This is a genomic window from Gracilibacillus timonensis, assembly GCF_900086715.1.
Taxonomy (GTDB): domain Bacteria; phylum Bacillota; class Bacilli; order Bacillales; family Amphibacillaceae; genus Gracilibacillus; species Gracilibacillus timonensis.
Genome location: NZ_FLKH01000011.1, coordinates 728,576 through 743,637, shown reverse-complemented (window position 1 = coordinate 743,637; position 15,062 = coordinate 728,576). Strand labels below are relative to the sequence as shown.

Annotated in this window: 14 protein-coding genes; all 14 read right to left on the bottom strand. The window is 35.6% G+C overall.

What is annotated here, in order from left to right:
• Nucleotides 1-47: 47 nt before the first annotated feature.
• Entirely contained in the window at nucleotides 48-1,352 is a 1,305-nt protein-coding gene (locus tag BN6556_RS10815; RefSeq protein ID WP_066190931.1) for an ABC transporter substrate-binding protein, read from the bottom strand.
• Between the two features lie 69 nt (nucleotides 1,353-1,421).
• A complete protein-coding gene (locus BN6556_RS10810; RefSeq protein ID WP_078060047.1) occupies nucleotides 1,422-2,306 on the bottom strand; it encodes a carbohydrate ABC transporter permease in 885 nt (294 codons plus the stop codon).
• Complete coding sequence (locus tag BN6556_RS10805) at nucleotides 2,299-3,183, bottom strand: carbohydrate ABC transporter permease (protein ID WP_066190928.1); 885 nt, start codon at nucleotides 3,181-3,183, stop codon at nucleotides 2,299-2,301. Before BN6556_RS10805 ends, BN6556_RS10810 begins: the two co-directional genes overlap by 8 nt.
• 129 nt (nucleotides 3,184-3,312) lie before the next feature.
• A complete protein-coding gene (locus BN6556_RS10800; protein ID WP_066190926.1) occupies nucleotides 3,313-4,857 on the bottom strand; it encodes a response regulator in 1,545 nt (514 codons plus the stop codon).
• A 31-nt stretch (nucleotides 4,858-4,888) separates the two neighbouring features.
• Nucleotides 4,889-6,664 carry a cache domain-containing sensor histidine kinase gene (locus tag BN6556_RS10795; RefSeq protein ID WP_066190923.1) on the bottom strand — a complete coding sequence of 592 codons (1,776 nt, stop codon included), beginning with the start codon at nucleotides 6,662-6,664 and terminating at the stop codon, nucleotides 4,889-4,891.
• Between the two features lie 743 nt (nucleotides 6,665-7,407).
• Nucleotides 7,408-8,256: a metallophosphoesterase family protein gene (locus tag BN6556_RS10785; protein WP_066190918.1), complete on the bottom strand. Its 849-nt coding sequence runs from the start codon at nucleotides 8,254-8,256 to the stop codon at nucleotides 7,408-7,410.
• A 262-nt stretch (nucleotides 8,257-8,518) separates the two neighbouring features.
• Nucleotides 8,519-9,100, bottom strand: coding sequence for a four-carbon acid sugar kinase family protein (locus BN6556_RS21605; RefSeq protein ID WP_078060045.1), 582 nt, complete (start codon nucleotides 9,098-9,100; stop codon nucleotides 8,519-8,521).
• 508 nt (nucleotides 9,101-9,608) lie between these two features.
• Nucleotides 9,609-10,406, bottom strand: coding sequence for a BtpA/SgcQ family protein (locus tag BN6556_RS10775; RefSeq protein ID WP_066191310.1), 798 nt, complete (start codon nucleotides 10,404-10,406; stop codon nucleotides 9,609-9,611).
• Between the two features lie 9 nt (nucleotides 10,407-10,415).
• The gene (locus BN6556_RS10770; RefSeq protein ID WP_066190913.1) at nucleotides 10,416-11,396 is read right to left on the bottom strand and encodes an IF-2B domain-containing protein; all 981 of its coding nucleotides are present in this window, start codon (nucleotides 11,394-11,396) and stop codon (nucleotides 10,416-10,418) included.
• A gap of 197 nt (nucleotides 11,397-11,593) precedes the next feature.
• Nucleotides 11,594-12,553 (bottom strand): ribokinase, encoded by a 960-nt coding sequence (locus BN6556_RS10765; RefSeq protein WP_066190911.1) that lies wholly within the window; start codon nucleotides 12,551-12,553, stop codon nucleotides 11,594-11,596.
• 66 nt (nucleotides 12,554-12,619) lie between these two features.
• Nucleotides 12,620-13,420, bottom strand: coding sequence for an energy-coupling factor ABC transporter ATP-binding protein (locus BN6556_RS10760; RefSeq protein ID WP_066190909.1), 801 nt, complete (start codon nucleotides 13,418-13,420; stop codon nucleotides 12,620-12,622).
• Entirely contained in the window at nucleotides 13,411-14,271 is an 861-nt protein-coding gene (locus tag BN6556_RS10755; RefSeq protein WP_066190907.1) for an energy-coupling factor ABC transporter ATP-binding protein, read from the bottom strand. Before BN6556_RS10755 ends, BN6556_RS10760 begins: the two co-directional genes overlap by 10 nt.
• Nucleotides 14,268-14,804 carry an energy-coupling factor transporter transmembrane component T gene (locus tag BN6556_RS10750; protein ID WP_235817507.1) on the bottom strand — a complete coding sequence of 179 codons (537 nt, stop codon included), beginning with the start codon at nucleotides 14,802-14,804 and terminating at the stop codon, nucleotides 14,268-14,270. Before BN6556_RS10750 ends, BN6556_RS10755 begins: the two co-directional genes overlap by 4 nt.
• Nucleotides 14,768-15,052 (bottom strand): hypothetical protein, encoded by a 285-nt coding sequence (locus BN6556_RS22520; RefSeq protein ID WP_235817512.1) that lies wholly within the window; start codon nucleotides 15,050-15,052, stop codon nucleotides 14,768-14,770. Before BN6556_RS22520 ends, BN6556_RS10750 begins: the two co-directional genes overlap by 37 nt.
• Between the last annotated feature and the right edge of the window lie 10 nt (nucleotides 15,053-15,062).

Below are 15,062 nucleotides of genomic sequence, written 5' to 3'. Positions count from 1 at the left end.
TAGAAATAGAGTGCACAGAGATTTGCATGCCCTGTACACTCCAATCATTATTGATTCGCTTCCTGCAACAACCCCTCTAATATTGGAGACAATTCATCAGCTGCCTTATCTGCTTCTAATTCATCTAACCCCACCAAATCAAACTTCTTCATCGATTCATTCATCACTTCTTGCCAGTTATTCGTAAAAGGAACTTCTTTTGAATAATCTACAGATTGGAACCATACTTCTTTTTCTTCTGCATTTAATGGATTAAACATATCACTTTCTCGTTCCTCAGCTACTGATTTTAATGTTGGTATGCCGCCTAAGCCGTGATCCACCAGAATATTTTCAGCTTCTTCGCTCATAAAGAACTCAATAGCTTGCCATGCCTCTTCTACATGGTCAGAACCTTTATAAACTACATATTTGTCGATAAAATTAGGTGTAACAGCTTCTCCATTTGTACTTCTTGGAATCGGCGCAACTCCCCATTCAAATGAATCAATCTCTGCAAAGGAAGGCATCATCCACTGCCCCTCTGCAATCATGCCCAATCTTCCTGTTTTAAACAATTGATCGGTAGGCATAGTTTCTGTTTCTGCTGGTGTTGGGGAAATTCCTGACTGGATAAAACTTTGCAGAAATGTTAAAGCTTCTTTTGATTCGTCTGTATTCACCATCGATTCTGTCATTTCTTCATTAATTAATCCACCATTATTAGACCATAAATATTGAATAGATCGTTCAGGATTAAAACCTACATAGGCTCCGTACTGTTTATTTGCTCCCGATCCTTGTGTCATTTTTTCTGCCGCTTCTTTAAATTGATCCCAAGTCCAAGCCTCTCCCCAATCTGCCGGTGGATACTCAATTCCAGCTTCATCAAATAAGGTTTTATTATAATACATTGCCATGGTATATACACCAATCGGTGCACCATATATATTGCCATCTGTATACTCCGTAAAAATAGAATCAAAATAATCATCTTTATTTAACGATTCTACAAATGGTGATAAGTCTTCTAATTGTCCCTTAGAAGAATACATTGGCATATAGGCTACTCCAATTCTTCCAATATCAGGCGGATCTCCAGCAGCTATTTGAGCTGTCATTTTTTGATTATACTCATCCCAGCTCCCTGGTAATCGTTCTAATTTTACATGGATATCTGATTGCGATTCATTAAAGGCATCCACAATCCCTTGCCACCCTGGCATCTCCTCAGTACCTGCTACAATGGACATTCGTAACTCTACTTTATCGCCACCCCCATTATCTCCCTCTGAATTGGCATCGTTGGAGCACCCAGCTATTAGCAAAACAATAGACACTATCAACATATTCAAAAATGTAATCCTTTTCATTTTAACCCTCCTTCTATTCATTTTCAAATTTCTATTTATTCATGCGGACTTCTGAATACTTACAATAAACTACCCTTTTATGCCGCTTAATGTAATCCCCTCAATAAAGTATCTTTGTGCAAATAAATAAATAATTAATACAGGAATAAGGGATATAGCAGAGGCTGCCATCAATACTGTCCAATCTGTGGTGTAAAGCCCTTGGAAAGAAGCAATAATTAACGGAATAGTAAACTTCGACTCATCATCCAAATAAATAAGTGGTGCCAAGAAATTATTCCAATTTGCCATAAAAGTAAAAATACCTAAAGCAGCAAGGGCTGGTTTACAATTTGGCAGAACTATCTTCCAATAAATCTTCCATGTATTCAATCCATCAATTCTAGCCGCATCTTCTAGTTCTGTTGGAAATGTACTCATAAATTGCCGAAGCAGAAATACGCCGAAGGCATTGGTTAGAATCGGTGGTATAATAAGCGGGAGATGTGTATTCACCCAGCCAATTTCTTTGAATAACATAAACATAGGAATCAGGGTTATTTGTCCAGGTATCATCATCGTTGCTAACAACACCACAAATAGAAAGTTCTTCCCAACGAAATTCATTTTGGCAAATGCATAACCCGCCATGGAACAGCTTATTAAAGTGCCTGCTGTCACTAATCCCGTAATTTTCAAGCTATTCCAGTAAGCCAAGCCAAAGGGTAAAGCGGACCAAGCCCTGCTGTAATTATCAAACTCAAAAGGATTTGGAATGAGACGAGGCGGATATTCAAATACAGCACCTTGTCCCTTTAATGAGGTAGAAATCATCCATAGAAAAGGAACAAGCATAACCAGTGCACCTGCAATTAACACAATATAGATAAAACCTTTCATCATATATTGCCCCATACTTTTTCCGTTTTCTTGTGTGTCAGACCTTTTGGAACGACTTAATGTCATACTAGGCATCGTAATTCACCCACTTTGAAAATTTAAATTGTAACAGTGTGAAAACTAAGATGATAACAAATAGGATAAAGGCTATCGCAGAAGCTTCTCCCATTTGAAAAAATTGAAATGCCTTGTCATAGATGTGCAATACAAAGACATTGCTTGCATCTGCTGGACCTCCTTTTGTCATCATATAAGGTTCGTTAAATATTTGAAACGAGTTAATCAGTAACATAACAAGGACAAAGAATATCGTTGGGGACAATAACGGAAAGGTTATTTTCCAGAATTTTTGCCAAGCATTTGCCCCATCGATGATAGCGGCTTCATAAAGTTGCTTGGATATGCCTTGCAAACCTGCTAGAAATAAGATCATATTATACCCTATCCCTTGCCATATCGTCATGAAAGCAATAGACGGTAGAGCCCATTTTAAACTAGATAACCAACCTGGTCCTTCAATCCCAATGAACCCTAAGCTTGAATTAATCAAACCAAAATCAGGATTATACATCCATGTCCACACTAGTGCTACTGCGACAGATGAAGTGACAACAGGCATAAAATACGCCGTTCGTAGGATGACTTTTCCCTTGATGTTTTGATTAAGCATCAGAGCTATGATTAAAGAACCGATCATCGTTAAAGGGATATTAATCAACGCAAAAACCGAGGTATTCCTTACTACTTTCCAAAAGACAGAGTCCGATAATTGCTTTGTATAATTTTCTAAACCTAACCATGTAGGTGTTGAACCAATGTCCCAATCCGTAAAACTAATAGCGAATGCAAAGATAATAGGACCGATAATAAATAATGTAAGCCCTATCATTTGTGGCCCTATAAAAAGATATGCCCACATATTTTCGCGTGCCCTTCTGCTAAAATTAAACATATGCTAACCTCCTTTTTGTGAAAATTGTGATCACAAGGTTAGTGTAATGTACTTTTGAGATATCGACAATGTAGCGATGATTAGGTTTTGTTTGTTCATATTAAAAACCTCCAAACACTTTAGAGGTTTTTAATCACTTATCGTAATTTCCAACTGATTGCGGTATTGTTTGGGGGTTAATCCACTATTTCGTTTAAACATTTGACTGAAGTATCTCCCATTTACATATCCAACTTGCTCAGCAATTTCATATATTTTTAATCGAGGATTTTCTAATAATTCTTTTGCCACTTGATATCGATAACTCACTAAATACTCACTGAAAGTTTCACCTGTTTCCTGTTTGAAAAGGACACTCAGGTAGCTTGGATTAATACTTAAATCGACCGCTACATTTTTTAGCGTAAGATCACAATCATATCTCTCTGCAATCATCTTTTTTGCTCTTTCAATGATATAATTTTTCTCTTTTATTTCTCGTTCATTCACTTTTGCAAAGCATTGCATCACTTGTTGATAAAACCATTCCTGCACAGCGCTTGGATTTGGAAAAGATAATGAGTTTGACTCATATTTAATTAATAAACTGTTGGTAATCTTCACTAATAAACTATTAACATAATTATTTAATTCCTTAAACATCATATGCTCAAAATAGACAGTAAGCTGATCAAATGACTTCTTTACTTCTTCCTTTCGCCCTAACTTTATCGCACTCACCAGGGATAACTCTAATTCAAACGGGATAATGGAAGGGTCTTTGTCAAAATCAAGAATATCATGATAATGAATAATTAATTGATCAGGCTTCGAATAATGAACGGCCTTTTTACTTTGATGATAAGATAAAGAGGCTTCTGCCATTAACGAAAGCTGCCCACCAACTCCCGCTTTCCAAAAGAATTGATGATTTTGTGCACATTTAATCCTTAATGCATGGAGTTTTTCTTTTAAACTATCCCAATCCAAGAATTCCTCTTTTTCACCTACTACTAATAATAGTATCTCATCTTGCGCATCCGGAAGAACGATGATTTCTAACCCCCTCGAGAAAAGGTTTTTGGTCAACTCCTCTAAAATTTTCACACGTTGCCCCAATGATAGTGGTTTATTTTGAACGATCGTAATCACAACAATATCGGTCTCTGAACCCCACTCATCTTTATGTGAAATATCTATATTTCCGATATGTCCCCCATACAATAAATTTCGAAAGGCCTTTTCTGTAATCCATTTATTATAATGATTCAATGAATCATGTAAATCTTGTTTCTCTTGTTTTTCTTGCTTCTGTTCTATCAAAAGAGATTCTGCCTTCTTTAACACTTTTATAATGTCCTCAGCTTTCGTAGGTTTTAAAATGTAATCAAGGGCACCGTTTCTTAATGCTTGTTGGGCGTATTCAAACTCAGGATATCCTGTGAGTAATATAACCATACTTTCAGGATGCAATTCTTTACTCTTTTGTAAAAGGGTTAAGCCATCCATTTTCGGCATGCGAATGTCTGAAATAATTAAGTCAGGCTGATACTGTTTGATAAGCATGAGACCCTCTTCACCGTTTGTCGCCTCCCCGACTAATTGCCAATTCCCATCCAAGTTTTCAATGACCTTCTTCAATCCTGTCCGAACCATATATTCATCATCAACTAGTAGCAATTTATGACTGTACAAATGATTTCACTCCTTCTCGTAGCTCCGTTTCTTACAAATTCTTGTTTTGAAAATAAAGAGGTAACCTAATAGTAACCTTGGTTCCTTCACCTAGCCGGCTTTCTATATTGATACCATAAGTGGAACCAAAGGTAAGTTTAATCCGTTCGTCTACATTATGCAGCCCAATACCATCATTGATTTGCTGTTCCTTTTGAAAAGACTCGATTTGTGTTTTCGCGATACCGATGCCATTATCCTCCACTATCAAGATTAGATTTCCTTGTTCCTCTCGGATGGATATAACTATCCTTCCTTTTCCATCCCTTTCTTCAAGCCCATGATGGACAGCATTTTCTACAATTGGTTGTAACATCAGTTTAAGCACCTTGGCATGTTCAAGTCTTTCCTCCATATGAAATTCAAAATCTATACTGTCTCCTGTCCTAGCAGATTGTAAATTAATATAGTTTTGCATGTTGTCAACTTCTTGTTTCAGTAAGACAAGTGAACTTTCATTACCAATGCTGTAGCGAAGCATACTAGATAGGGATACAATCAACCCCCCGATTTTCTCCTCCCCTTTTACATATAACATCCAATACAAAGTATCCAATGTATTATAAAGAAAATGAGGATTAATCTGAGCTTGCAGGGCTTTTAATTCTGCTTGTTTTTCTTTCATTTCTCGCTCATATACCTGTTTAATCAATTCATTAATCTTGTAAATCATTCGATTAAAACTATTGCTTATCGATTGAATCTCTCTATTTTGTTTTAAATTCACACGTACCGAAAAATCGCCTTTCTCTACTGTTTTCATGGTAGTTATCAATTCCATCAAAGGATCGGTTACACTCTTCGTTATTTTAGACGATAAAAAAATGGTCAGGATCACCCAGACGATAACGATGATTAGGAGGATTCTTTGAACTTCCCATAATCCTTCTGTGATTTCATCAGCTGGGACTAAACCCACTACACTCCAGCCCGTTTCCTCTGATTGATCGAATGCAATAAAATAATCCGTACTGCCAATTTTCTCAATCACACTATCCGTATTTTCCTGGTATCTATCTGATACGTTTTCGAATATTTTTTCATCTAATTTCGTTCCTATACTTCCTCTCAACTGACTAGTAAGGATTGTTCCCGTTTGGTCCAAAATGAATGTACTTCCAGTCTGACCCATCTCTAATTCTGCTATTAAATCAAAGATTAAATTTTCTGATATGGTAAATGATAAATAGCCAATTGGTTCAGTAGAGGGACCTAATACATTCTTGATAGCACGACGCCCTACAACCAAATTTTTCTGAAGTGAAGAAGGGTTTGCATTTGCATAGCTCCATATTACCTTACCCTTATACTGATCCAACTGGTCTATCTTATCAGGCGATAACTGTAACTCATTTGGCTTATTTTCAGTAGTAACCAAAAGACTGCCATCATTAAGATAGATGGAGGCAGATGTTATATTACTATTATCTATAATGAAACGCGTCAGCACTTTTCTTAAATCTTCTCTTGTACTATAATCGGCAGCTTGAATATTTTGTGGGTTTAAACTTTCTTGTATTTCATTGTTCGTTAATACCGGAATAGAATCTTCAGCAAATTGTTTTAGCTTGGAATCAATCTCCTGATTGGTCTGTTGTAATATTTGAGTTACATATTTTGAAGCATTTTGATTGATTATTTGGGAACTCTTCATATACATCACAACAGATATGAATATAACTGGTATGATAGCAATACAAATAAAACTAATAAGTAGAATAGATTTCAAACTGGTGTTATTATTTTTTTGTAAACGTTTCGATTTCATATGTCCTCCCCGTTGTGCAAAATCGTTTACTTAATAAAAGCATCCCCCCCTCAACTAGATAGCGCTTTCAAAAATGTATAGCTATTTCCTTTTTACTTAACAGTAATCACCTTCTTCATAACATATCAGCTGTTTTACATTCGATAAAAAAAGACAGCCCTTTTAAGAACTGTTATGTTACTTTAGTTATAAGGGACAGGTGAATTATAATTATTATATATGACCTTCATAAGAAAGCAAGCTAGTTTTATATATTGTATAATAAAGGAAAAAATCGGGTGAGAAATTATAATAATAGGAGTGGGGAGGCGGGCGAATAACGAATGTATAAAAATGAATGAGAGAGAATTTATTTCGAAGTTTACCTAAGCATGCAGGAAAGACTTTTTGTCCCTGCATGCTTTTTAAGATTTTTAATATTTACTAGTTTACGCAACCCATCATACTATTGTTTAATAATCATCTCATAAATTTATTCTCAATCTTTATAAACCAACTCCATTTCCTTCACTTCCTCATTGTTTGATAGTAATCTAAATAACTCAGAAAACCTTTTCTTATTTATTCCATCAACATGAATATTTATCCTCCGTAACTCAGGTGTCTCGTTGGTAACAGAATATTTATGAATATGAATATCCTGGGAACTTATTTGTTCCATAAAATCTGGTATATTCTGTTCTTTCAAGCACAAAATTCGACACACCATATCCTTATTCTTTCGACGAATAGATTTACTAAATTTATTTAGGACTACCAGACTGATTAATCTGTAATTCAATTACTCTTCCACCACGTGGCAGATCACCATAGCAGTTAAAACCTGTAATCCTTCCAAAGCATAACTTTATTCCATGGTAACTCCCTTCGAAATCATTATCATGATCATGCCCGCAGAACACACCTTTCACTTGTTTGTTTAATAGTAAAGAGGTAAATAAGCCTGTATTTACTGCTGGCGAAGAGACTTCTTCATATTTATAACCGTATGCTTTACCATTTTTCCAGGCTTCATGATATTCAGGGAGTGGAATATGGAGGAATAAAAGATCTTCTGTTGCTTGCTTTTTCTCCTGTTGATAAAGGGCTGATACATCATAAAACCAATTTACTTGTTTGGGATGAACAAATTCATAAGTACCAATTTCAAGTGGATCATTGGCACCACTATCTACTATATAAAGGACATGCGCTAGATCTCCGTTTTGCTCCCTTATTTCCACACAATAAGATTCTCGGTCTTCCACAATGAAACTATGTTTCTTTTCAACGGCATGTAATAGTTTACGTTCTAATATTCTTAAGTCAGATCTAGTAATTCCTTCTTCGGTATCATGGTTACCATATGTGACTGCAATCGGTTTCTCTATACTATTAAATACTTCAATTAGCTCATGAAAACTCTTTTCAGGATCGGTTACACCCTCAGACCAGATTAAATCTCCTGTCACCACAATTAAATCAGGATCGATTTCTTTAACTGTAGACTTGATCAGATCAAATGTTTTCTGGTCATCTGCATTTAAAGGGGTTTCCCCTATGTGTAAATCAGTTAATTGTAAAACTTTAAAGCTATCTTTATTTTTTAACATCACTATTAACCTCCATCTATTGTAGTTTATAACCATGCGTATATTTATCGTATGGAATAAATTGTGTACCTGCAATAGGTCTTGTAACAATTTTTGTCTTGATGGTAGGGGATAGGTTGTACAGTGATTCTTATACTTTTGACGTTAGATAGTTAACCACAAATAGGACAGGAAATTGACTGATAAGTAAAAACAGTTTTATGGAGGTAGGAGGCTAGAGAGTATGAAATAGTACCTATCACATTTACTTTTTATAAGCTTGTTATTCTGAAATAATATGCGCTAAATCTGCACAACCGGCGATAAAGGTTAAACGACCTTTGGTTTGTAATGTTTTCACAATAGATTCTAAATGGCTCAAGCTATCACAATCATAAACATTCACTAGATTTTTCCCTTGACCTTGTACTAAATAGCTGTATACTTCATTCTTACCAATCAACTGTGCAGGAACTTGATAATCTTGATTTATAATATCTATGACATGGCTTGAAGATAATCGAGATAAGTCATTTTTAAAGATAGAATGCTGTAGCAATTGTCCATTTATATAATGAGTTCCATCAATTGTTTTTCGATTAACAGATGGATATGCTGGAACAAAGGCTAATGTTTCTTGCAATACATCAATTCCTGCTTTAAGCGTGGCAGATATATTCCCTCTCAAACCAGAATCCGTTTTCAAAAAGATTAAATCAAATTGATCGGCATGTTTTTCTAGTATATTTGCTACTTTGTTATAAGCTATTTGTGGATTGTCGTGACGACTATTTGAGTTAATTATGACAACCTCAGAGTAGGAATTAATGCTTTCTTCTATCCCTAAATAGACCGTGGTAGATATTTTTTTTTAGAAAATTGAACACCTGAATCTAGCGCTCCTGTTAAATCATCTGCAATTAATAATGTCTTCATTTTGTCTCATCTCCAACTGCTGGAATTATTTTGCGCTGCACAATGTAGTTAAATTATAAGGAGAAATCCATCAGAGATACATAAAATTTTGTGCTCTTTATCTGGAATTTTGTATAATAATGTCGAAATAATCTGGAAGGGGATATGAAGAAATTAATCATCTATAGAGATAGATTTTATATAATGTCTACATTTATATGGAAATACACACTGAACTAAGTCTACTCTTTATTTCCCTAATACAAAAAGTAACAATTAGCCCTTTTTGACAGGATAATTGTTACTTTTTTTGATATGCTCAATGAATCAATTAAAATTGTAGCAATGCAAGCAATGAGTTCTTTCAACATCGGCTCAAGATAAATTCTATTAACACTTATGGTTTTCCGACTTTTTTGCCGTGCATTTATAAAAATATCAAACTAAGCTCTCTTAACCTACACCCTACTCACTACTTCTCTTGCACGCTTGACTTCATCCATAAATATCTTGGCGCGTTCAGGGTCTATTGGATTTTTCATGTCTCCATTTTTAATCCATGTTGCAACACATACACCATCATATTGTTGCAAAAGCTCATATACATTCTCTCCTGTTGCGCCTCCACCTAAAAAGATTGGTGTGTCTTTCACTTTCGTTCTTGCCTGTTTGACTAAGTCTAAGCTTTCACTCGGGTTTTTACCAGCAATAAATAAGCCATCTGCAAATGCCTCATGCACTGATTCCCAAGCAGCATCTTGAATAGGCTTTTTACCTAACGGCACTCCATGTACTTCATATACATCAGCAAATACAGGAATATTGCTTTTAATTCTTTTTCTAAGTTCATTAATTTCTACACATTGTGCTTCTAGTAGCCCGGCACTTGTTACTTCCACACCAGTAAATAAATGTTCTACTCTTACAAAGTCTGCTCCAATCGCATCTGCCACCGATAAACCTGCTACGCCATCCCAATTCATTAATACACCTAATATTTGATTAGGGAATTCTCTTTTTATCGCTTCCCCTATTCTAGTCATATACGCAATAGCCTCTGGTGAAGAGAATTGCTTGATAGGCATATCATTCATATTTTGCAGCACGATACCGTCAAAACCATTTTCCAACACCATTTCGGTTTCCTTTAATGTTTGGTCGATAATCTCAGCTATTTTTTTATTGGTATGTCGGTAACTACCTGGTAAAGGATCAGGTTGTACCATGGATAAAGCTACACCATTCGAATGTATCATACTCAATTGTTATTCCCCCTTCAAACGATCATGGAATCTCTTACTGCTTTCAAATAATTGATTAGCAGGAATGATTCCTTCTTCCGTAATAATTGCGGTTATATATTTCGATTCAACGCCTAGTAGTTCTGGACAATCAAAATCGATTTTACTTTTTATATTCTTATCCCAATCGGAAGCTAATTCTTCTGTTAAATCATTAATCTTTAATTCTTTTTTATATCCATACATCGCTCTAATATCCATTTTTATCATCGGTGTCAGCACATATAATGGGATATTAAATTCTTTACATACTAACCCGACGATATCTGAACCGGTCGTATTAAAGGCTGTTCCATCTGGATAAAATGTCTCAGCACCAAAAAAGGCGCCATCACAATTCTTTAAATAATACATAATCGCTGCATCTGGTATAAACTTAATACGATGACCAGCGTCTTGACAGGTTTGTACAAATGGATAACCACCATTAATTATTCTACTTTCTGGTATAATGACTGTATAAGTTTTATTCTCTTTTTCTAAGTTTTGAAGCCATTTATTTACCGTACTTGAATAATCAAAAACCAAGATTGTTTTCATAGATGAGGCAACTTTAGTCCCGTATTTCACTACTTTATCTATTGCTTGTTGTGATTGCATAAGATAATCGTTCTTCTTTTGGATAATAATTCTTGTCGCTTCTTCCCTATCTAAATTTCTAACTTCCTCAATATTTTTGATCATAATATTAATCGCATTACTAATCGCCTGACTTGCTGAGCCTCTCGTCTCAATAAAGAATTGAGAAATAGTTAAGATCCTATCTATTACACTTTGCACGGATAAATTATTTTTCTTTCCATTCCATGCAATAGACTCAATCATATCGCCTATCATACTTATATGCTTACTAGCTCCCAATACTCTTTGAAAAACGATATCATCAAATGCTTGAATACTTTGTTCATCATCTAACACGTTTCTAGCTTCATCTACTTCTATCATACTTATATTCATTCCTTTCCGTATGCGTCGAGCACAAAAATATGATGAAAGCTTGCACTCCGTATTTCCTATGGTTACTTAATGATCGGAAACCTTATAAGTGAGGCAGGCGTTCCAAATCTGGTTGCCCCACACCCTAGTACTCTTTTCTTTTATGCTTTTTTTGCTAGTAAAGCGCTCTATTCAAAAACTTTGTATTATCCCATAAAATTGAGTTCATTCCAATCGAGTTCATTTGAATGAATAGATTCCTTGTACTCCTCTAGAGAAGGCAAAGATGTGATCGCTCCTTGTTTCATCACAGAAAGAGCAGCTATATTTACTGCATGTTTTACCGCTATATCTAAATCACCGCTCCTGATCCATAAAAAAGATACCGCTCCTACAAAACAGTCTCCAGCCCCCGTTGTATCTACTACATTTACTTTTGGAGCAGAATAGTGTTTGACTACCTCTCCTGTCTTAAAAACGGCACCTTCCCCACCCAAAGTTATGACAATATTGTCGATTCCTATATTAGAAATGATTTCTAGAGCTTTCTTAGCCGAATCAACAGAGTTTACATCCATTCCTGCTAAAAAAGAAGACTCTGGTTCATTAACCACTAATAAATCAACCAATTTTAGAATTTCAGCATCAATTTCTACAATTGGGGCTAAATTGAGAATGATTTTTTTTCCAAGATTAGAAGCGGTTTGAATAATGTGTTCTCCTACTTGTTTATCCATCTCCAGCTGAAGAACCGCCCCTTCTGATCGCTTCAATTTTTCTAACGATTGCGTAACGTCTTCTTCGGTTATCACTGCATTTGCACCTTTGTAGGTAACAATGGAATTATGACCAGCTTGATCCACACTTACCATTGCAATGCCCGTTTGAATACCTGATGAAATCAATACGTTATCATCATCGACGCCAGCTAGAGCAAGTTCATTCTTCATCACTTCTCCAATATGATCATCCCCTACTCGACCAACCATTGCCGTTTTTGCTTTTAATTTAGCCGCTGTAATCACCTGATTTGCTGCTTTTCCACCTGGACCGATATTAAAAGAACTAGAGGCAACCGTTTCACCAGGTTCCGGTAATTTGTCCACGTAACCAACATAATCCATATTCAAGCTTCCATAAACAATCAAGTCATATTTATTTTCCATTTTTTTCATTCCCTTTTGCGTATAAGATAAGGTATTTATACTAGCAACTTCCAGTAGGAAAAATCTCTATGATTGAGTAAGGTATTCAAGTAACTCATGTCTATATAAGATCTTTTTATCACTACCTATACCTTCTGCTAATTCACCTATTTGAGGTTTGCTAATATTAGATTCTGCCACAATGTCATTATTCCAAAAAATATTCCTTGCTGAATCATCGGCAATAATACGCTTGTTAGCCATCGCTATCACTCTTGAAAAGTTATCAGCGACAAATTCCATATCATGCGTAATGGTAATCACACTTCTTCCTTCCTCCTGCAATATGTTCAACAATTCGGCAAGCCGTTGTATACCATTAATATCTTGTCCAGCAGTCGGCTCGTCCAAGATTAAATAAGGCGTGTCCAATGCGACAAAGACAGCGATAGTGACGAACTTTCTAATGGAATATGGAATATCAAAGGGCTTCATATCCAAATATTTTTGTATCCCTGTTAATCCAGCTGCACGTTCCACTCGACTATTAATCTCTTCATCTGTTAGATTGGAGTGTTTAAAGGAATATTTCAATTCCGCCTTAACCGTGTTATTAAAGATTTGATCATCCGGGTTTTGAAAAATATAACCTACGTGTTTAGAAATTTGAGCAACCGTCTTCTCTTTAGTATTAATACCATCTACTAATACATCTCCTGTGGTGGGCTTATGCAGACCATTCAACAACTTTACTGCCGTTGTTTTACCTGCGCCATTTTGCCCAACAATTGCCACTCGCTCCCCTTTTGCAATAGTGAAATTAAGTTCTTCATTTGCAACATATCCATTAGGATAAGCAAATGAAACATTTTTAACTTCTATTGACATATCTTTTCACTACCTTTTTTCAAAATTTGATCCATCGCCTGTGATTTAGTGATAGCAAAGGTTCCGAAGGGTTGTCCCTGCTCTTTCATATCATTACTGAGCAACGCAATTTGCGGAATATTAACGCCCTTATTTAATAAATCCACATCAGAGAAAACCTCACTCGCTGTTCCACTTGTAATTAATTCTCCTTGTTTAATAACCAACACTTCATCTGCATATTCAGCTATTAGATCAATTTTGTGTTCAACGAGAAGAATCGTTTTTCCTTGTTCTTTTAACAAATGAATAATCTCAAAGATATCTGACGTACCTTTAGGATCTAACTGCGAAGTGGGTTCATCTATCACAAGAATATCCGTCCCCATTGCAATAATGGAAGCAAACGCAACCCTTTGACGTTGTCCGCCAGAAAGCTTATTGGGATTATTTTTAATCAAGTGCTCTATTTTTAGTTGCTTAACAACTTTGGTGACTCTTTCAATGATTTCTTCTCTGTCCACACCTAAATTTTCTAATCCTAATGCTATTTCTTCAAAAACGGTCTCTTTTATTCCACTGATTTGAGTGAAAGGATTCTGAAAAATATACCCAATGGTTGAAGCCAACGCACTGCTTTCCCATTCGCGAATCTCTTTCCCTTTAATAAAAACTTCTCCTGTCAAATCCCCTCCATAAAAACTAGGAATAAGACCTTTCATTAAATCACAAAATGTTGTTTTTCCACCGCCATTTTCACCGATAATGCCATATAACTTACCTTCTTCAAAATGGTAATTAATACTTTTTAACGCGTCTTCTTCCGCAAGTGGATATCGATAAGATACGTTTTTCAATTCCATATAACTCATAATGTTATCCCCCAAATAATGAGACCTAGAATAAGAATGTCCACTAGTATCACCATTACTTTCTCAACAACTGGTGTAGGACGAAGAAATCGCAAATGCGTATTAGGATTGGTAGATGAAAATGCTCTAGCATCCATAGCAATTGACTTTTCTTCTGCTCCAGAAATCGCCCCCAAGAATAGCGGGCTTAAGACGGGAACAAAAGCTTTGATTCGTACAAATACATTACCTTCTGTCTCTATTCCTCTTGACCTCTGAGAATCCATAATCACTTTCATTTTATCCTTTAAATCGATAATTAACTGTAACGATGATAAAATCATAAAGCTGATATTGTGCGGTACACCGACTTTTTCCAAGGAGTATGTTAAATCTTCTGCTTTTATCGTAACTGTGCAAAGAACCAGTATTCCACATACGACTAACATAATCGTTGCATATTGAATGCCTAAATCGATTCCTTCCTGTGTAATATTAATAATGGCATATTGAAATATCATATTTTCACCTGGCCAAAAGATGGCACGAACAATGAAGAAAAAAGACCAATGACCAAACCAAGCTTCAGAAATGGACCAATAAAATTTTTGAAACGACCTGAAGCAATCGCTAACATAACAAACACGAGCGTGATACCAACATTCACTTGCCAATGTTGAAAGAATAATGTAACCAACCCTAAAGCCACATAGATATTCATTTTGTTCAAAGGATTTACATTCAAAAGCCAATTATTACTTAATTGTGGACTCCTATAAGAATTTATAAATGTCTCGTCCATCTTGCATTCC

Coding starts and splice junctions, on each gene's coding strand:
- BN6556_RS10815 (WP_066190931.1), bottom strand. CDS start 1,352: ATGAAAAGGATTACATTTTTGAATATGTTGATAGTGTCTATTGTTTTG.
- BN6556_RS10810 (WP_078060047.1), bottom strand. CDS start 2,306: ATGCCTAGTATGACATTAAGTCGTTCCAAAAGGTCTGACACACAAGAA.
- BN6556_RS10805 (WP_066190928.1), bottom strand. CDS start 3,183: ATGTTTAATTTTAGCAGAAGGGCACGCGAAAATATGTGGGCATATCTT.
- BN6556_RS10795 (WP_066190923.1), bottom strand. CDS start 6,664: ATGAAATCGAAACGTTTACAAAAAAATAATAACACCAGTTTGAAATCT.
- BN6556_RS10785 (WP_066190918.1), bottom strand. CDS start 8,256: ATGTTAAAAAATAAAGATAGCTTTAAAGTTTTACAATTAACTGATTTA.
- BN6556_RS10775 (WP_066191310.1), bottom strand. CDS start 10,406: ATGATACATTCGAATGGTGTAGCTTTATCCATGGTACAACCTGATCCT.
- BN6556_RS10770 (WP_066190913.1), bottom strand. CDS start 11,396: ATGATAGAAGTAGATGAAGCTAGAAACGTGTTAGATGATGAACAAAGT.
- BN6556_RS10765 (WP_066190911.1), bottom strand. CDS start 12,553: ATGGAAAATAAATATGACTTGATTGTTTATGGAAGCTTGAATATGGAT.
- BN6556_RS10760 (WP_066190909.1), bottom strand. CDS start 13,420: ATGTCAATAGAAGTTAAAAATGTTTCATTTGCTTATCCTAATGGATAT.
- BN6556_RS10755 (WP_066190907.1), bottom strand. CDS start 14,271: ATGAGTTATATGGAATTGAAAAACGTATCTTATCGATATCCACTTGCG.
- BN6556_RS22520 (WP_235817512.1), bottom strand. CDS start 15,052: ATGGACGAGACATTTATAAATTCTTATAGGAGTCCACAATTAAGTAAT.